Origin of the sequence: Cryobacterium sp. MLB-32 (genome assembly GCF_000738085.1) — a bacterium.
Classification (GTDB): Bacteria; Actinomycetota; Actinomycetes; order Actinomycetales; family Microbacteriaceae; genus Cryobacterium.
Window position 1 is genome coordinate 1 of record NZ_JPRS01000060.1, and the last position, 16,872, is coordinate 16,872.

Annotated in this window: 12 protein-coding genes; 8 read left to right on the forward strand and 4 right to left on the reverse strand. The window is 68.6% G+C overall.

The genetic code is table 11. The annotated features are described in order from the left end of the window. On the reverse strand, positions 1–479 hold a 479-nt coding region (locus JF66_RS08260; protein ID WP_369797973.1), incomplete at its 3' end, for an IclR family transcriptional regulator. Between the two features lie 249 nt (positions 480–728). On the opposite strand from JF66_RS08260, the gene JF66_RS08265 reads away from it, so the two are divergent. The 6 genes from JF66_RS08265 (at position 729) to JF66_RS08290 (ending at position 7,015) form a co-directional block, all read left to right on the forward strand. Further along, a complete protein-coding gene (locus tag JF66_RS08265) occupies positions 729–2,219 on the forward strand; it encodes an NAD-dependent succinate-semialdehyde dehydrogenase (RefSeq protein WP_369797972.1) in 1,491 nt (496 codons plus the stop codon). A gap of 411 nt (positions 2,220–2,630) precedes the next feature. Continuing rightward, entirely contained in the window at positions 2,631–3,437 is an 807-nt protein-coding gene (locus tag JF66_RS08270) for an RNA methyltransferase (RefSeq protein ID WP_035876945.1), read from the forward strand. A 524-nt stretch (positions 3,438–3,961) separates the two neighbouring features. Continuing rightward, positions 3,962–5,146 (forward strand): thiolase family protein, encoded by a 1,185-nt coding sequence (locus JF66_RS08275; RefSeq protein WP_035876959.1) that lies wholly within the window; start codon positions 3,962–3,964, stop codon positions 5,144–5,146. A gap of 104 nt (positions 5,147–5,250) precedes the next feature. Then, positions 5,251–6,042 (forward strand): 3-hydroxyacyl-CoA dehydrogenase, encoded by a 792-nt coding sequence (locus tag JF66_RS08280; RefSeq protein WP_035876946.1) that lies wholly within the window; start codon positions 5,251–5,253, stop codon positions 6,040–6,042. Next, positions 6,042–6,653 carry an SRPBCC domain-containing protein gene (locus tag JF66_RS08285; protein WP_035876947.1) on the forward strand — a complete coding sequence of 204 codons (612 nt, stop codon included), beginning with the start codon at positions 6,042–6,044 and terminating at the stop codon, positions 6,651–6,653. Before JF66_RS08280 ends, JF66_RS08285 begins: the two co-directional genes overlap by 1 nt. Positions 6,654–6,712: 59 nt before the next feature. After that, a complete protein-coding gene (locus JF66_RS08290) occupies positions 6,713–7,015 on the forward strand; it encodes a hypothetical protein (RefSeq protein WP_035876949.1) in 303 nt (100 codons plus the stop codon). Positions 7,016–7,234: 219 nt separating this feature from the next. Here JF66_RS08290 and JF66_RS08295 read toward each other — a convergent pair whose 3' ends face one another. The 3 genes from JF66_RS08295 to JF66_RS08305 form a co-directional block, all read right to left on the reverse strand. Then, positions 7,235–8,281, reverse strand: a complete 1,047-nt coding sequence (locus tag JF66_RS08295; protein WP_035876950.1) for a hemolysin family protein — start codon at positions 8,279–8,281, stop codon at positions 7,235–7,237. Further along, positions 8,278–9,645: a hemolysin family protein gene (locus JF66_RS08300; RefSeq protein WP_035876951.1), complete on the reverse strand. Its 1,368-nt coding sequence runs from the start codon at positions 9,643–9,645 to the stop codon at positions 8,278–8,280. Before JF66_RS08300 ends, JF66_RS08295 begins: the two co-directional genes overlap by 4 nt. A gap of 281 nt (positions 9,646–9,926) precedes the next feature. Further along, a complete protein-coding gene (locus JF66_RS08305; RefSeq protein ID WP_035876952.1) occupies positions 9,927–11,369 on the reverse strand; it encodes a helix-turn-helix transcriptional regulator in 1,443 nt (480 codons plus the stop codon). A 158-nt stretch (positions 11,370–11,527) separates the two neighbouring features. On the opposite strand from JF66_RS08305, the gene JF66_RS08310 reads away from it, so the two are divergent. Both JF66_RS08310 and JF66_RS08315 read left to right on the forward strand, forming a co-directional pair. Next, a complete protein-coding gene (locus JF66_RS08310) occupies positions 11,528–13,378 on the forward strand; it encodes a phosphoenolpyruvate carboxykinase (GTP) (protein WP_081882241.1) in 1,851 nt (616 codons plus the stop codon). 213 nt (positions 13,379–13,591) lie between these two features. Further along, the gene (locus JF66_RS08315; RefSeq protein WP_035876954.1) at positions 13,592–16,612 is read left to right on the forward strand and encodes a glycoside hydrolase family 38 C-terminal domain-containing protein; all 3,021 of its coding nucleotides are present in this window, start codon (positions 13,592–13,594) and stop codon (positions 16,610–16,612) included. The last annotated feature ends 260 nt before the right edge of the window (positions 16,613–16,872 follow it).

Consider the following 16,872-nt stretch of genomic DNA (forward strand, 5'->3'; position numbering starts at 1 on the left):
CCGAGCGCGGCCCACTGAGCCGCGCCGAGGCCCGACTGGATCGCGATTCCGGGGGCCCCGACGGCAAGCGGATGCCGCGTACCCGGGCGCTGCGCGACCGTCGCGCGGCCGTGGCGAGGCTCCACGCTCACCAGGGTGACCACCTCGCTGCCGTCGAGCACCGCCACGAACGTGGTCATGCCGAGCTCATTCGCGGCGAGCGTGAGTTCGGGCAGCGCCGCGGACTGCAGATCGCGCGAGACGCCGCGCGCGAGGGCGGCCATCCGGGGGCCGAGTTGCACCGCGCCCGCGGCATCCCGAATCACGAGGCCGTGGTCCTCGAGGGTGCGCAGGATTCGGTAGGCGATCGAGCGATGCACGCCCAGACGGGCCGAGAGCTCGGCGATGCTCAGGGGTTCGTCGCTGTCCGCGAGGATCTCGAGTACCCGGATGCCGCGCGACAGGGTTTGCGAATGCGGTGCGGTGGTGGCCGAACTCAGGGGAAGTGCCACCGCGTGATCCTCGCATTCGTCCGGTGCGTTCCCTCGGTGAACGCCGTGTTCGATTATAGAACGCCCCGCGGTGGCTCTGCTCGCCGCTGTTCTCGAATGCGACGGAGATCGCGAACGACACCCGGAAAGCCCCACCGCGCTCTGTCGTCCTCACGCTCCGTCGATCCCGCGAGACACCCGGCAAGGCGGTCAGGGCGAGCAGGTACATTTAACGCACAGGATTTTCGAGGAGGAACCGTGTCACAGGTCACAGAATTGAATGCCGCCGAAGCAGAGTTGCTGGGCCGCGTTCCCAACCGGTTGTACATCAACGGCGAGTGGGTGGAGGCATCCGCCGGCCGCACCCTCACCGTGGTCGACCCGGCCACCGGCCAGGTCATCAAGACCATCGCCGACGCGTCGGTAGCGGATGGCGCTGCCGCCCTCGATGCGGCCGTCGCTGCCCAGGACAGCTGGGCCGCCACGCCAGCCCGGGTGCGCGGGGAGATCCTGCGCCGCACCTTCGACCTGCTGCAGGAGCGCAAGGAAGAATTCGCCCTGCTGATGACGCTCGAAATGGGCAAGCCCCTCGCCGAGGCCCGCGGCGAGGTCGCCTACGGCGGCGAGTTTCTGCGCTGGTTCAGCGAAGAGGCCGTGCGCATCAGCGGACGCTACGGTGCCAACCCGGAGGGCACCGGTCGCATGATCGTGTCCCAGCACCCCGTTGGCCCGTGCTTCCTGATCACCCCGTGGAACTTTCCGCTCGCGATGGCCACCCGCAAGATCGCCCCGGCGCTCGCCGCGGGCTGCACCGTCGTCGTGAAGCCGGCCGCGCTGACCCCGCTCACCACCCTGCACTTCGTCGCGTTGCTCGCCGAAGCAGGGCTGCCGGCCGGTGTCGTGAACGTGCTCACCACCTCCGAGTCTGGTGCCGTTTCCGACCCGATCATCGCCGACCCCCGCCTGCGCAAGCTCAGCTTCACCGGCTCCACCGGAGTCGGCAAGGCCCTGATCAGGCAGTCGGCCGAGAACGTGCTGCGCACCTCGATGGAGCTCGGCGGCAACGCCCCGTTCCTCGTGTTCGAAGACGCCGACCTCGACAAGGCCGTTGATGGCGCGATGATCGCCAAGTTCCGCAACATCGGCCAGGCGTGCACGGCGGCGAACCGCTTCATCGTGCACGAGTCCGTCGCCGCGGAGTTCGCCCGACGGGTGACCGAGCGCGTGAACGCCTTCACGGTCGGTCGCGGCACGGAGACCGGCGTGACGATCGGACCGCTGATCAACGCGGCGGCCGTCGCCAAGTCCGACGCCCTCGTGCAGGATGCGATCAGCCGCGGCGCGACGCTCCACACGGGCAGTGCCGTTGTCGAGGGACCGGGAACGTTCTACGCCCCCACCGTGATCAGCGGCGTCACACCGGGCAGCGACATCCTCGCCGAAGAGATCTTCGGCCCGGTGCTGGCCATCACGCCCTTCAGCGATGAAGACGAAGCCGTGCGCATGGCCAACGACAGCGACTTCGGCCTGATCAGCTACGTGTTCACCGCCGATTTCGCCCGTGGCCAGCGCATGATCGACCGCCTCGAGTCCGGCATGCTCGGCCTCAACACGGGCGTCGTCTCCAACGCGGCCGCGCCGTTCGGCGGCGTCAAGCAGTCGGGACTCGGCCGTGAGGGTGGGCTGGAAGGCATCCGCGAGTACCTGTCGACCAAGTACACGCTGACGCCGGACCCGTTCCTGTCCTGACGCTGCTGCACCGGCGCCTGCGGGGCTAGTTCAGGTCATCCGGCAGCGGATGCCGCGGCCACCCTGTGTTCGTGGGCGCCGGTATCCGTCCCCTGCGTGGTTGTCCTGAGCCACGGGCCGGCGCGTCCGCTCACAACCGGGGGCCCAGACTGAGGCTCGGGGCTTACCGCACGTTCCCCGCGCATAACTCCTGCAAATCCGGGCGGCTTAGCCGGGCTGCCGCGTGATTCCGGGGGTCGGGGTGGCCGGCTCAGAATCTGCAGGAGTTGTGCCGTGGCCCCCGTAGCAAGTTCAGGATGTTCGGGAGCGGATGCGCCCCGTGTTTCCGGGGGCCGGCATCCGCTACCCAACAGTTTGTCCTGTGTTGGCCACGATGCCCGTGCCGGCGAGGGCGCTCGATAGACTTGGCGGATGCCTGTCATCGAGATCGCCGACCTCAGCGATCCGCGACTCGTCGACTACGCGCATCTCACCGATGTGGCCTTGAAGAAGGCGCGCGGCACCGAACACGGCCTGTATATCGCCGAATCGGCGCTCGTTCTCGAGCGCGCTCTGCGGGCAGGGCATGAGCCGCGCTCCGTGCTCGCCCTCGGCAACACCGCCGATGAGGCCGTGGCCGTTCTCGGCGACTGGGCTGACCGCATCCCGGTCTTCGTCGGGCCGGGGGAGATGCTCGCCGAGCTCACCGGGTACATTCTGCACCGCGGCCTGATCGCGTCGATGCACCGGCCGGCCCTGCCCGACCCCGACGATCTGCTCGCCACGGCCCGGCGCATCGTGATTCTCGAGAACGTGTCCGACCCCACCAACGTGGGCGCGATCTTCCGCTCGGCCGGGGCCATCGGCGCCGACGCCGTGCTCGTGACGCCGCGCTGCTCCGACCCGTTCTACCGGCGATCCATCCGGGTGTCGATGGGCACCGTGCTGCAGGTCCCCTGGACCCGCGTCGGCGACTGGAACGAGACCCGCGAGCTGCTCACCCGGCACGGTTTCCATGTGGCGGCCCTGGCCCTCACCGCGGATGCCGTGAGCCTGCGCGACTTCGACGGCCAGCAGCACGAGCGCCTCGCGCTGCTCCTCGGCGCGGAAGGTGAGGGCCTCACCGACGAGGCGCTCGCCGCCTCCGACAGCGTCGTGCAGATCCCGATGAAACACGGCATCGACTCGCTCAACGTGGCGGCGGCCAGCGCCGTGGCCATGTGGGCGCTCTCCGGGTAACCGGGGCATCCGCTCTGCGCCCTGGGAACGAATCCCGTGGTCACATCAGGGCCTGTCGGGTGTCGCGGCGTGTTCGCCGCAGGTCGTGCCCAGCCGGGCCAGTGGATGTCGGGACGCCGCGCGATCGCGGGTCTGACAACAGGTGCGTGCGCTGCAGCACTCCCAGGGGCGGATGTTGGCGTCTCGCGGTGCGACCTGCCATCTCTCGCCCCGTGGGCTTTCTGACCTGCCATCTTCTGCCCCTTGCGCTGAGTTCATGGGGCGGGAGTTGGCGACTCGCGTGCGCTGCAGCACTCCCAGGGGCGGATGTTGCGTCTCGCGGTGCGACCTGCCATCTTCTGCCCCTTGGGCTTTTCGACCTGCCAACTTCTGCCCCTTGCCTGATTTCATGGGGCCGAAGTTGTCAACTCGCGTGCAGGGCAGCACTGCCAGGGGCGGATGTTGGCCTCTCGCGAGGTGAGCAGCCACATCCGCTGCGTGGCCGCGACGTTCGCGCACGGCCACGTGCGGCATAGGCTGTGATCATGAGCAATGATGCTGTGATCGTCGATGTCGTACGCACTCCGTCGGGCCGAGGCAAGCCCGGTGGCGCCCTGAGCAGTGTGCATCCGGCCGATCTCCTGGCCGGCGTGCTGTCCGAGTTGCTGAGCCGCAACGACCTCGATCCGGCGCTCGTCGACGACGTGATCGGCGGATGCGTCAGCCAGGTCGGCGAGCAAAGCTACAACGTGACGCGCACCGCGCTGCTGAGTGCCGGCTTCCCCGATTCCGTGCCGGGTACGACGCTCGACCGGCAGTGCGGGTCCAGCCAGCAGGCGGCGACGTTCGCCGCCCAGGGTGTGATGGCCGGCAGCTACGACGTGGTCATCGCGTGCGGCGTCGAGTCGATGAGCCGGGTACCGCTGGGGTCCTCGGTCGCCAGCCAAGACCCGTACGGCACCCTCATGCACGAGCGCTACCCACAGGGCCTGGTGAACCAGGGGGTGTCCGCCGAGCTCATGAACCTGAAATGGGGCCTCGAGCGCCGGCAACTGGATGCCTTCGCCGACCGCTCGCACCGGCTCGCGAGCGCCGCCGCCCAGCGCGGCGACTTCGCGGGAGAGCTCGTCGGGGTGACCGCAGCCGACGGACGGTTCCTGACCCTGGATGAGACCATCCGTGCGGCCACCACGATGGAATCGCTGGCCGGCCTGAAGCCGGCGTTTCGCACCGACGAGCTCGCCGCCCGTTTCCCGGACCTGCGCTGGCACGTCACCGCCGGCAACTCCTCGCCGTTGACGGATGGGGCATCCGCTGCCCTGATCATGAGCGCCGAGCGAGCCGCCCAGCTCGGCCTCACGCCGCGGGCGCGGTTCCATTCCTGTGCCGTGACCGGCAGCGATCCGCTGCTCATGCTCACCGGTGTGATCCCGGCCACCCGCCGCATCCTCGAGCGCTCGGGCCTGGGCATCGACGACTTCGCCGCCTACGAGGTGAACGAGGCATTCGCCACCGTGCCCCTCGTCTGGCAACACGAGCTGCACGCCAACCCCGACAAGCTCAACCCCCGCGGTGGGGCCATCGCCCTGGGCCATGCCCTGGGTTCCTCGGGCGCGCGGCTGCTTGGCACCCTGGTCAACGAACTCGAATCGTCCGGGGGCCGCTACGGCCTGCAGGTCATGTGCGAGGGCGGCGGCATGGCCAACGCCACCGTGATCGAGCGCCTGTGATTACGGTCAGCCCACGCGGCGTCGCCGCGTTCACGCCTCTGCCGGCCGCGGTAGGTTCAGCTTTCCCCCGCGGCGCCGCCGTGACACCGAGTGAGAGGCACTAAATGCAGATCGACGGATGTTCGGCCCTCGTCACCGGCGGGGCCTCCGGCCTCGGCCTGGCCACCGCCACCACCCTGCATGCGGCCGGCGCGGCCGTGGTGCTCCTCGACCTTCCGGGCGCCCCGGGCGAGGAGATCGCCGCCAGGCTCAGCGCCCACGGCCCGCGCGTGCGCTTCACGGCCGGCGACGTGACCCGGGCAGGCGACGTGCAGGGCGCCGTGGATGCGGCGAGCGACCTTGGCCCGCTGCGCATCGTCGTGAACTGCGCCGGCATCGCGCCCGGCAAGCGCACCGTCGGCCGGGACGGGCCGATGCCGCTCGAAGACTTCGAACGCGCCATCCGCATCAACCTCGTGGGAACCTTCAACGTGATCCGCCTCGCGGCGGCGGCGATGCAGCTCACCGAGCCGATCGGTGGCACGGGAGGGCAGGGAACCGCCGAGCGCGGCGTGATCGTGAACACGGCATCCGTTGCCGCCTTCGACGGCCAGATAGGCCAGGCGGCCTACGCCGCGTCGAAAGGCGGGGTGGCCGCCCTCGCGCTGCCGCTCGCCCGCGAGTTCGCGCAGACGCTGATCCGGGTGATGACCATCGCGCCGGGCATCTTCGACACCCCGATGCTCAAGGGCCTTCCCCAGACAGTGCGGGATTCCCTCGGCGCTCAGGTGCCGCATCCGTCCCGACTCGGCGAACCGGCCGAGTACGCCGCTCTCGTGCGGCACATCGTGGAAAACTCCATGCTCAACGGCGAAACCATCCGTCTCGACGGAGCGATCAGGATGCAGGCAAAGTGATGGACATCACCGCACACCCCACCGTGCGCGAGGTCGTCGAAGCGCCGGTCGGCGACGAACCCGGCCTCCAGGTGCGCCTCGTGCACGCCTATCGGGCCCCGGTCGCCGAGGTCTGGCGGGCCCTCACCGATCCCGACCGTCTCGCGCGCTGGTTTCTGCCCATCAGCGGCGACCTGCGGGTGACGGGGGCGTTCCAGTTCGAGGACAATGCCGGCGGCACGGTTCTCGCCTGCGAGTCCGAGAGCCTGCTGCGCGTCACCTTCGGCGGTGACACGAGCATCGTTGAGATACGCCTGCGGGCGCAGGGGCCCGATGAAACGGAGTTCACCTTCGAACACACGGTTCCGCTGGCGATGGCGGGCAGCGGCGCGGGCGCCCTCTACGTGGCACCGGCCTGGGACATGAGCGTGCTCGGGCTCGGACTGTTCCTGCGCGGCGAATTCGTCGGCAATCCCGCCACGTGGGAGGGCACCCCGGCGATGCAGCGCTACGCCCGGCAGGCCATCGACGCGTGGGCGGCCGCCATCGAGCTCTCCGAGCTCGCTTCCGCGGCCGAGCTTGCCGCGGCGGTGGGCGCATCCATCGCCCAGTTCGCCCCTGACGCCCCCTGACCGAGACCGGATGCCGGTGGCCCGGCTAGGCTCGAAGCATCCGTCTTTTAGGGAGAAATATGTTCATCGTGGGACTCATCATGATCGTGGCGAGTGCCGTGTGCTCGGTCGCCGCCGTGCGGCTGACCTCCAAGACCAACCCCGGAGTGCTCATCCCGCTGATGAGCAATCCGCCCAGCCGCTCGCGCCTGGGCACGGCGTTGACCTTCGGGGCCCTCGCGCTGATGATCTGGGGTGGAAACCTGGCCGATGACGTGATCGGCCCGTGGGTGTTCGCGATTCTGGTCGTGGTCGTGCTCGGTCCGTACCTCGTGGTGCGCTTCTGGCACAACCGAACCGTCTCGGCCGCCGCCGCACGATAGATCGCGCGCCTCGACCGGCGGGTGCGGCGCGCCGGACCGGCGATCGCGTCGTTGGTCGAGGCGCGACGGAGGAGCGATCGAGACCTCGCGGGCTGGTCCTCCAACGCGGTGTGGCGGTGGAGATTGTCGTGCGTGGTCTCGATCGCTCGTTCCTCGCGCCTCGATCGGCGGGTGTGGTGCGCCGGACCGGCGGGTTGGCCGCGAGGTGACGACAGGGACCTACCCGAGCTTCAGGCTGCGGCTGTCGTCCCGGATCTGGCCCACGAGCTCCTCGAGCACGTCTTCGAGCGTGACGATGCCGGTGACGCGGCCGTTCTCGTCGGTCGCCCGGGCGAGGTGCGCGCCCGAGTGCTGCATGATCGAGAGTGCCTGGCGCAGGGGCAGGTTCGTGCGCACCTCGGGAAGCGCACGCACCAGGGCCGGATCGATCGGGAGGTCCCGCCGCTCGGCCTCGATCTCGAGCAGGTCCTTGATGTGCACGTAACCGGTGAGGGTTCCGTCGACGGTCCGCACGGGGAAACGCGAGAAGCCGCCGATGGCGACGTCTTCCGCCTGCGCGGGTGTCACATCCGTCGCCAGTGTGGTGAGCCCGGTGAGCGGGATGACCACGCTCGACACGTCGCGCTCCTCGAACGTGAGGGCGCCGAGCAGCAGCTTCGAGTCGCTGATGTCGAGCATGCCTCCGTGGCGGGATTCCTCCACGAGCGCGGCCACCTCGTCGCGCGTGAACACGCTGGCGACCTCGTTCTTCGGTTCCACCTTCATCAGCCGCAGGAAGGCGTTCGCGATGGCGTTCATCACCCAGAGCAGCGGGAAGAGGATCTTCACGATCAGCACGAGCGGCGGCGCGAGCAGCATCGCCATGCGCTCGGGGCCGGCGAGCGCGATGTTCTTGGGCACCATCTCGCCGAAAACCACGTGCAGGTAGGTCACGATCGAGAGCGCGATGGCGAAGGCGATCGGGTGCAGCAGGGCGTCCGGAACGCCGAGCGCCGCGAACGGAATCTCCAGCAGGTGGGCGATGGCGGGTTCGCTGAGCGCACCGAGGGCGAGCGAGGCGACCGTGATACCCAGCTGGGCGCCGGCCATCATCAGCGACACGTTCTCCATGGCGCCGAGGGTGATCTTGGCGGCGCGTGAGCCGGCGAGGGCCTGGGGCTCCACGATGGTGCGGCGCGCGGAGATGAGCGCGAACTCGGCGCCCACGAAAAACGCGTTCACGAGCAGCAGCCCCACGGTGAGGAGTAGTCCAGCGGTGGTGCTCATGAGCGGCTCTCCGTTCGTTCGGGCTGAGATTCGGGGTCGAGGAGGGTGACACGTACCCGCACCCGGTCGATTCGGTGGTCGTCCATGGCGGTGACCTCGAAGCGGATGCGCGAATCCGGCTCTCCGGGCACATCCTCTCCGTCGATCTCCACGGCGTCCCCGATCTGCGCCAGCCGACCGAGCTCAAGGGTGACGAGCCCGGCCAGGGTGTCGTACTCCTCGTGTTCGGGCACGATCACCCCGAGGTGTTCGCTGGCCTCGTCGGGCCGCAGTGACGCTTCGAGGTGCCAGCTGCCGTCGGTGTCGATCTCGTGGGTCGCCTCTTCGGGATCGTGCTCGTCGCGCACCTCGCCGACGAGCTCTTCAACCAGGTCTTCGAGGGTGACGAGGCCGGCGATATCGCCGAACTCGTCGATCAGCACGGCCATCTGCAGGCCGCCCTTGCGCAGGGTGTCCATCAGGTGGTCGAGCTCCACGGTGTCGGGCACGATCGTGGCCGGACCCATCACCTGGCCCACGGTCACGGTATCGCGGTCGAGGTAGGGCACCGCGAGGGCGTGGCGAACATGCACGAGGCCGCGCACGGTCCCTTCGCCGTCGCCGCTGATGATGGGGAACCGGGAGTGACCCGTGGCCTTGGCCTGGATCAGCAGGGTATGCACGGTGTCGTCGGGGTCGAGGCTCAGCATTTGGCCACGAGGGGTCATCACGTCGTTTGCTCGACGGTCGCCGAACGCGAAGGAGCGTTCCACGAGTTCCGCGGTGTCGACGGCGAGGGCACCCTTGTTCGCCGAGTGGCGCACGAGGCCGAGCAGCTCTTCGGGGGAGCGGGCCGAGGCGAGCTCTTCCTGCGGCTCGAAGCCCATCAGGCGGACGACCTTGTTGGCCGTGCCGTTGAACAGGCGGATCGGGTACGCCATGATCGTCGTGAACCCGCGCTGGAAGCCCTGCACGGCGCGCACGGTCTCGAGGGGGCGGGCGATCGCGAGGTTCTTGGGGATCAGTTCACCGAAGATCATGGTGAGCACCATGGCGAGCACCAGCGCGAGGGTGACCGACACCGTCTTGGCGGCGGCATCGGAGAGCCCGGCGGAACCGAGGGGGCCGGCCACGAGGCTGGCAATGGCCGGCTCGGCGACAAAACCGATGCCGAGGTTGGTCACGGTGATGCCGAGCTGCGCGCCGGACAGCTGCGTGGACATGGTTTTCATGGCGCGGAGGGCGCCCATGGAACGCTTGTCGCCGGCTTCGGCGCCCGCTTCCACGTCGTTGCGGTTCACGGTGATGAGCGCGAACTCGGCGGCGACGAAGCCGCCGCAGGCCAAAATGAGCAGTATGCCAACGATCAGGGCAGCGATTTCCATCAGCGCACCCACCCTGTCGTCGGGGCGCCCGAGGGCAGCCAGAGGCGGACAAGGGCGTCGCCGGGGGCGCTCATGTACTTCCGTTCAGGGTGTTTCAGTCAGTCGGCACCGCCCGCCAGAGAGGCAAGCACTGTGGGCGCCAACACCCATATCCTATGAGGCGTCCCTGAGCATCCGCCTGCGCCCTCCGATGGGTGCGCCCGAAAGCGGCGCGGGCGGGCGGTATCCGTATCGCGGGCGCGCACGGCGTGTGGGGGCGTGCGTGCGGTACCGGACGGGGGCTACTCGGCGGCGTGCCGCTCGAGGAACTCGTAGACCTCCATGTCGTCGACGCCCGGGAAGGTGCCGGACGGCAGCGGCGAGAGCACATTCGCGTGCAGGCGCGCGCTCGGCCAGGCCCGTCCGGACCACCGCGAGGCGGCCTCCGAATTGGGACGCCGGCAGCAGGACTCGTCGGGGCAGCGCGACACCGCCCGCTGCATGGTCTCCCGCCCGCGGAACCACTTGGCCTGGGCGAAAGGCACGCCGACGCTGATCGAGAACTCGATGGCATCCGTCCGGCCTGTTTGCGTCGCCGACCAGAACGTGCCAACGGGGGTGTCCGTGTACTGGTAGTACTCCGTGGTGCGGTTGGTGTGGGTGAACGCGCTGCGCGACGACCACTGCTTGCAGACGAACTGACCCTCGATCGAGCCGGTGACATCGCTCGGGAACGGCAGGCCGTCGTTTTCGTACCCCTTCTGCAGGGCGCCATCGCCGTTCACGCGCAGAAAGTGCACGGGCATGTCGAGGTGCGACGTGGCGAGGTTGGTCAGCCGCAGGGCAGCGGCCTCGTGCGTCACACCGAACGCGTCGCGGAAGTCCTCCACGGAGAGTTCACGTTCGGCCTTGGCAGTGGAGAGAAAGGCAACGGATGCGTCCCGCGGCATCAGACACGCCGCCGCGAAATAGTTGATCTCCAGTCGCTGCCACAGGAACTGCGCGTAGCTGTCGGGCCGTTCGTGCCCCAGGAGTCGGTGGCCCATCGCCTGCAGCGCCATCGAGCGCAGCCCGTGACCTCCGGGGATGGACGCCGGCGGCAGGTAGATGCGCCCGTTCACGAGGTCGGTCACCGACCGCGTGGAGTTCGGCAGGTCGTTCACATACACGAGGCCGAAGCCCAGCTGCTCGGCCATCACGCTCACCTCGCGGTGGGTGAGGGCTCCCGAGACGTGGCCGGAGGCCTTGACCCGTTCCTCCACGAGCTCCTCGATGTCGGGCAGGTAGTTGCCCTGTTCTCGCATCCGCTCCCGCAGCTCGGTATTCGCGCGACGGGCCTCTTCCGGGGTGGCGATCGCCTCGCTGGCCCGGCGGGCGAGCTCGCGGTGTAACCCCAGCAGCGACTCGATCGCGGCCATCGGAGTGCCCTTGGTGACCTTCACCTGAGGCAGGCCGAGCGCCCCGTACAGCGGGTTCTTCTGCGCGCGGTCGAGTTCGATCTCGAGCGCGGCCCGGTTGTTGGGAGCCTCACGGCTCAGCAGCTCGGCCAGCTCGACGCCGAGGGCCGCGGCGAGATCCTGCAGGGCCGAGAGCTTGGGTTCCCGCCGCCCGTTCTCAATCAGGGACAGTTGGCTGCCGGCGAGTCCGACACGCTCACCGAGCTGGTCGAGGGTGAGCCCGCGTTCCGATCGAAAGTGACGGATGCGGTGGCCCAGAGTGATGAGATCGGAGGCTTGAGGCGACATTCCTTAACGATAGCGAAAGAACCACGTTTTTTAAGTCAGTATTTCTGGTTATGAGGCGAATAACAGGAGCATTCTGAAGTCACGGGAGAAAATTACGCTCCCGACGACTTTCATCCCCGATCAATTTCGCTCGCAGGCGAGGTTGGAAAGGCCACACTATGACCCTGACAAGCTCATCAGTCCAGACCGGCACGATCGCTCTCCCGAAGCGCACCGGTACCACCGACCCTGTGCTGCAGGCCTGGGTCAACGAGATCGCCGAGCTCACCAAGCCCGACCGGATCGTGTGGTGTGACGGATCCAGCCGCGAGGCGAACGAGCTGTCCAAGGAGCTGGTGAACTCGGGCCAGCTCATCCGCTTGAACCCGGAATGGCGTCCCAACAGCTTTCTCGCCCGCACCAACCCGAAGGACGTCGCCCGCGTCGAGGGCCGCACCTTCATCTGCTCCGAAGACGAAGCCGATGCCGGCCCCACGAACAACTGGGCCGAGCCCGCTGCAATGCGCAGCGAGCTCAAGGACATCTTCGCCGGCAGCATGCGCGGCCGCACGATGTACATCGTTCCCTTCTCCATGGGCCCGCTCGGCGGCCCCATCTCCCAGCTGGGCGTCGAGATCACCGACTCCGCCTACGTCGTGCTCAACATGGGCATCATGACCCGCATGGGTGAACGGATCATCGAGATGATCGAGGCAGGCGACCCGTGGGTGCACACCGTGCACAGCGTCGGCTACCCGCTCGTCGGCGCCGACGGACGCAGCCGTCCCGACGTGGAATGGCCCTGCAACGACACCAAGTACATCGTGCAGTTCCCCGAGTCCCGTGAGGTGTGGTCCTACGGTTCCGGCTACGGCGGAAATGCGCTGCTCTCCAAGAAGTCGTTTGCGCTGCGTATCGCATCCGTCATGGGCCGCGACCAGGGCTGGCTCGCCGAGCACATGCTGCTCATCAAGCTGATCTCGCCGGAAGGCGGCACGTTCCACGTGGCCGCGGCGTTCCCGTCTGCGTGTGGCAAGACGAACCTGTCCATGCTTCAGCCGACCATCCCGGGCTGGAAGGTCGAGACCATCGGCGACGACATCGCGTGGTTGCGTCAGGGCGAGGACGGTCGTCTCTGGGCGATCAACCCCGAGGCCGGCTTCTTCGGCGTGGCTCCGGGCACCGGAGAGCTCACCAACCCGACCGCCGTCAGCACCATGTGGGGCAACACGATCTTCACGAACGTCGCGCTGCGCGATGACGGAGACGTCTGGTGGGAAGGACTCACCGAGAAGGCGCCCGACCACCTGATCGACTGGCAGGGCAAGGACTGGACGCCGGCATCCGGACGCACCGCCGCCCACCCGAACTCCCGCTTCACCGTCGCTGCCGCCCAGTGCCCGTCGATCGCCGACGAGTGGGAAGCCGCCGGCGGAGTACCGATCGATGCGATCGTCTTCGGTGGACGTCGCGCCACCAACGTGCCGCTCGTCGCCCAGGCTCGCAGCTGGAAGCACGGCGTGTTCATGGGGGCCACCATCTCCTCCGAGAAGACCGCCGCCGCCGACGGCATCGTGGGCGAGCTGCGCCGCGACCCGTTCGCGATGCTCCCGTTCTGCGGCTACAACATGGCCGACTACTGGAGCCACTGGCTCAAGGTGGGCAAGTCGCTCGGCACGAAGGCCCCCGCGATCTTCCAGGTGAACTGGTTCCGCAAGGGCCCCGACGGCGGCTTCATCTGGCCCGGATTCGGCGAGAACTCCCGCGTTCTCGAGTGGATGGTGCGCCGCATCGAAGGCCACGCCGACGCGATCGACACCCCGATCGGGCTGCTCCCCACCGAGGACGGCCTCAACATCGACGGCCTCGACCTCGCGCCGGAAGCCCTCGAGCAGCTCTTCGACATCGACACCAACAGCTGGTTGGCCGAGTGCGACCTCACAGAGGAGTACTTCGCCAAGTTCGGTGACCGGATGCCGGCCGCCCTGCTCGCCGAGCTCGCGAGCGTGCGCTACCACCTCAAGGACTAACCTCCCGCTTCACTGAACGGCCCCGTCATCTCCCGTGGCGGGGCCGTTTTGTCTGTCTGTGTCCGCGTGTGTGGCCGATCTCGGCGGGCCTCTCGGGCATAACTCCTGCAGATTCCGGACCGCCCCCGATTCCGCCCCGGAATCACGCGGTCGGCCCGCTCGGCCGCGTCAATCTGCAGGAGTTATGCTCGTGGCCGGGCCTATGATGCTGGCATGCACGACAACAGCGCGCTCGTACTGCTCCGTATCAACCGTTTCGTCGCCGAGCGGCTGCAGCCCGCCGTGTATCGGCGCAGCCATCCGCTCACCGTTGATCGGTGGGACGCGCCCGGCGAGCCGGTCTCGTTTGCCGATGCGATGGCCCACGCGTTCACTCCGTTCGAGGTCGGCGCCACCTGGGGCAAGCCGTGGGGCACCACCTGGTTCCGGGTGACGGGAACGGTGCCGGAGAGCTGGGAGCCCACCGAACTGCTGCGTCCCGAGCTCGTGGTCGACCTGGGATTCGATGGCTCGGTGCCCGGATTTCAGGCGGAGGGTCTCGTGTATGCGCCCGACGGCACGGTGGTGAAGGCCGTCGAGGCCCGCAACCAGGCGGTGGCGTTGACCGCGGGGGTCGTCGACCTGTACGTGGAAGCGGCCTCGAACCCGAATATCGCGGCCGATTTCAGCTTCGCCCCGACCGTGCTCGGTTCCCTCGCCACCGCCGGGAGTGAGTCGCTGTACACGCTGCGCCGAGCCGACGTGGCGTTGAAGGACCAGACCGTGTGGGAGCTCGTGCAGGACGTCGCTGCCCTGCGCGGACTGCTCGCCGAGCTGCCGACCTCATCGGCGCGGTGCGGGGAGATCCTGCGCGCCCTCGAATCCTGCGTCGATGTCGTTGACCCGCACGACGTGGCCGGAACTGCGGCAATGGGCCGCGCCGCGCTCGAGCACGTGCTGTCCCGCCCGGCGAACGCGAGCGCGCACCGGGTGCACGCGGTGGGGCACGCGCACATCGACAGCGCCTGGCTCTGGCCGGTGCGGGAGACCGTGCGCAAGGTGGCGCGCACGTTTTCGAACGTGCTGACCCTGATGGGTGAGGACGAGGATTTCGCGTTCGCCGCGTCATCCGCCCAGCAGTACGCCTGGCTGAAAGAGGCGTATCCGGAGCTGTTCGAGCGGGTGAAGGCCGAAGTCGCCCGCGGCGCCTTCGTTCCGGTCGGCGGCATGTGGGTGGAATCCGACACGAACATGCCCGGCGGAGAGGCCCTCGCGCGGCAATTCGTGGCCGGCAAGACCTTCTTCATGCGTGAGTTCGGCGTCGAACCACTCGAGGTCTGGCTGCCCGATTCGTTCGGCTACTCGGCGGCGCTGCCGCAGATCGTGGCGGCGGCGGGCTCGCGCTGGTTTCTCACCCAGAAGATCTCGTGGAGCGAGACCAACACCTTTCCGCACCACACGTTCCTCTGGGAGGGCATCGACGGCACGCGCATCTTCACGCACTTCCCGCCGGTCGCCGATTACAATGCCGAGCTCTCGGGCAAGGAACTTGCCCGTGCCGAGCGTAACTACGCCGAAAAGGGCCGGGCCAACACCTCGCTCGTGCCGTTCGGCTGGGGCGACGGCGGCGGCGGCCCGACGGCCGAGATGATCGCGGCCGCCCGCCGAACGGCGAGCCTGGAGGGCTCGCCCACGGTCGAGCTCTCCACTCCGCGCCGGTTCTTCGAGACCGCCGAGGCGGAGTATGCGAACCCGCCGGTGTGGTCGGGGGAGCTTTACCTCGAATTCCACCGCGGAACCTTCACCTCACAGGCCCGCACCAAGCGCGGCAACCGTCGCAGCGAGCATCTGCTGCGGGAGGCCGAACTCTGGGCGACCACGGCCGCCGTGCAGACCGGCGCCGACTACCCCTACGAGGCCCTCGAGACGGCCTGGCACACCGTGCTGCTGCAGCAGTTCCATGACATTCTGCCCGGCTCCTCGATCGCGTGGGTGCATGCCGAGGCCGAACGCAATTACGCGGAGGTCGCGCACTCGCTCGGGGCGCTCATCGATGCCTCGGCTCGGGTGCTCTGTGGCAGCGGACAGGAGCACGTCGCGCTCAACGCCGGGCCCTACGCCCTCGACGGGGTGGTTGCTCTCGGGGCCGGGGCCGACGGGGGCCGCACCGGCGCATCCGTCACCCGCGATGATGCGGGGATCGTGCTCACGAACGGTCTCGTCGCCGTGACCATCGATGCCCACGGGCTGTTCTCCTCGGTTCGCGACCTCGTGGCCGAACGCGAGGTCATCCCGGCAGGGGCCCGCGGCAACCTGCTGCAACTGCACCGCGACACGCCCACGCAGTGGGACGCCTGGGACATCGACGAGCACTACCGCCGCACCGTCGTCGACGTCACGACGGCCGACTCGGTGGAGGTCGTTCTCGATACGCCGGCCCGCGTCGGAGTGCGTGTCACGCGCTCCGTCGGCGATTCCCGCATCGTGCAAGAGATCACGCTCGATGCCGGTTCGCCCGCCATCGACGTTCATCTCGCGATCGACTGGCACGAGCGGCAGAAGCTGCTCAAGCTCGCATTCCCGCTCGACGTGCACGCCGACCGCGCGGCGTCCGAGATCCAGTTCGGTCATGTGTATCGTCCCACGCACTCGAATACCTCCTGGGATTCGGCCCGCTTCGAAACCTGCGCCCACCGCTGGGTGCACGTGGGTGAGGCCGGCTACGGTGTGGCCGTGGCCAACGACTCCACCTATGGGCACGACATCGACCGGGCAACGGATGCCTTCGGCCGCACGAGCACGACCGTTCGGCTGTCGCTGCTGCGCGCGCCGCTCTATCCCGACCCGACCTCCGACCAGGGCACCCACGCGATGCGCGTGTCCCTGCGGGTGGGCGCGGGCATCCCCGACGCGGTAGCCGAGGGGTACCGCCTCAACCTTCCGCTGCGCGTGGTGGAGGGCGTCGCGTCCACGTCGGTCGAGCCGATGCTGCGCGTCGACAACCCGGCCGTCGTGGTCGAGGCCGTGAAACTGGCCGAAGACCGCAGCGGAGATGTGATCGTGAGGGTGTACGAGGCGCACGGGTCGCGGGCGCGGGCCACGGTCATCCGTTCCTTTGCGGCAGCGGATGCTTACGAAACCGACCTGCTCGAACGTCGCATCGTTCCGGCCACCGTGGTCTCCGTCGACGGGGCGACCGTCTCGCTGGAGCTGCGTCCCTTCCAGCTCGTCACCCTCCGGTTCCCGCGCCCGTGACGCTCGGCGCCGTTCACGGAGGCCGGCGCAGGTTGCGGATGTCGCGGCGCAGGTTTCGGAAGGTGGCGCATGTTTCTGGGTGCGCCAGGTTCCTCAGGGTGCGCTGAGCGCGGGCGGGGCTCGAGTGGGCGCAGGTTCGGGAGGGCGGCGCAGACTGTGGAGGCGCGGCTCAGGGTAGAGAAGGTGGCGCAGGTTGCGGATGTCGCGGCGCAGGTTTCGGAGGCTGGCGCAGGTTGCTGGGTGCGCCCACTTCCGCAACC

Coding starts and splice junctions, on each gene's coding strand:
- JF66_RS08305 (WP_035876952.1), bottom strand. CDS start 11,369: ATGTCGCCTCAAGCCTCCGATCTCATCACTCTGGGCCACCGCATCCGT.
- JF66_RS08275 (WP_035876959.1), top strand. CDS start 3,962: ATGAGCAATGATGCTGTGATCGTCGATGTCGTACGCACTCCGTCGGGC.
- JF66_RS08315 (WP_035876954.1), top strand. CDS start 13,592: ATGCACGACAACAGCGCGCTCGTACTGCTCCGTATCAACCGTTTCGTC.
- JF66_RS08280 (WP_035876946.1), top strand. CDS start 5,251: ATGCAGATCGACGGATGTTCGGCCCTCGTCACCGGCGGGGCCTCCGGC.
- JF66_RS08270 (WP_035876945.1), top strand. CDS start 2,631: ATGCCTGTCATCGAGATCGCCGACCTCAGCGATCCGCGACTCGTCGAC.
- JF66_RS08295 (WP_035876950.1), bottom strand. CDS start 8,281: ATGAGCACCACCGCTGGACTACTCCTCACCGTGGGGCTGCTGCTCGTG.
- JF66_RS08300 (WP_035876951.1), bottom strand. CDS start 9,645: ATGGAAATCGCTGCCCTGATCGTTGGCATACTGCTCATTTTGGCCTGC.
- JF66_RS08285 (WP_035876947.1), top strand. CDS start 6,042: ATGGACATCACCGCACACCCCACCGTGCGCGAGGTCGTCGAAGCGCCG.
- JF66_RS08290 (WP_035876949.1), top strand. CDS start 6,713: ATGTTCATCGTGGGACTCATCATGATCGTGGCGAGTGCCGTGTGCTCG.
- JF66_RS08310 (WP_081882241.1), top strand. CDS start 11,528: ATGACCCTGACAAGCTCATCAGTCCAGACCGGCACGATCGCTCTCCCG.